Raw genomic sequence first — 1,031 nt, 5'->3', positions numbered from 1 at the left:
CCTGCGGCAGCGCTGGTGGGACGCGGACGAAAGCCGCCGCTCGGAGCGGTTCCAGATCCTCGACAGCGAGAACGAGGCGTGGCTCCTGCTCAGCGAGGACGGCCGCTGGTGGGCAGAGGCCAGGTACGACTGAACCGCACGCCTGCGCACACAACCGACGGGAAGAGCCATGACCGTCCCGCCCGCGGCACAACCGTCGGGAAGAGGCATAACCGTCCCGCATGACCAACGGTCGTGCCTCTCAGGGACGGTCGTCAGGGGGCAAGGGACGGTCGTCGGAGGCAAGGGACGGTCGTGAAACCCGGCCATCCGGACAGGAGGAGGAAACCATGGGCTGGAGCAACCCGGCCATTCCGTGGCAGCAGCTCCACGACATCCTCGAGGGCAAGGAGGTCAAGCTCCCGACGCACAAGGACGCCGGGGGCACGGGCAAAGGGGGCACGGGCAAAGGGCGCTCCGGCACCGGGCGCTCCGGGGCTGGCCGCACCGAGGCAGGCCGCGCACCCATCGAGCACGACGGCGGCGACAGCCCCGCGTGGTCGCGCAAGCGCGGCCCGTACATCCCGCTCCCCCAGCTCGCCGCGGGCTCCCCGGGCGTCGAAGCGAACGGCGAGGCAGCCGCGCGCGGCGAAGCCCCGCCGTCGTCCGCTGCCGCCGCGGCATCCAAGGTGCCATACGCCGAGCTGCACGCCCACTCGCACTACAGCTTCCTGGACGGCGCGTCCTCGCCCGAAGAACTCGTCGAGGAGGCCGTTCGGCTGGGCCTCCATGCCCTCGCGATCACCGACCACGACGGCTTCTACGGCGTGGTCCGCCTCGCCGAGGCGGCCGAGGCCTACGGCCTCAAAACGGTGTTCGGGGCCGAGCTCTCCCTCGGCCTGAGCGGCCCGCAGAACGGCGTGGCCGACCCCGAGGGCGAGCACCTCCTGGTCCTGGCCCGCGGCGAGGAGGGATACCACCGGCTCGCGGGCGCCATCACGCACGCGCAGCTCGCGAGCGACGCCGAGAAGGGCCGCCCGGTGTTCGATCCC

Annotated in this window: 1 protein-coding gene; it reads left to right on the top strand. The window is 72.3% G+C overall.

Annotated features, from left to right (window positions below):
- Positions 1-329: 329 nt before the first annotated feature.
- The coding region (locus ACLN58_RS22520; protein WP_415857427.1) for a PHP domain-containing protein at positions 330-1,031 on the top strand (702 nt) is incomplete at its 3' end.

Origin of the sequence: Sinomonas sp. G460-2, from assembly GCF_047759905.1 — a bacterium.
Taxonomy (GTDB): Bacteria; Actinomycetota; Actinomycetes; order Actinomycetales; family Micrococcaceae; genus Sinomonas.
Note: the sequence above shows the minus strand (reverse complement) of the source record. Positions and strands in the feature narration are given on the sequence as shown.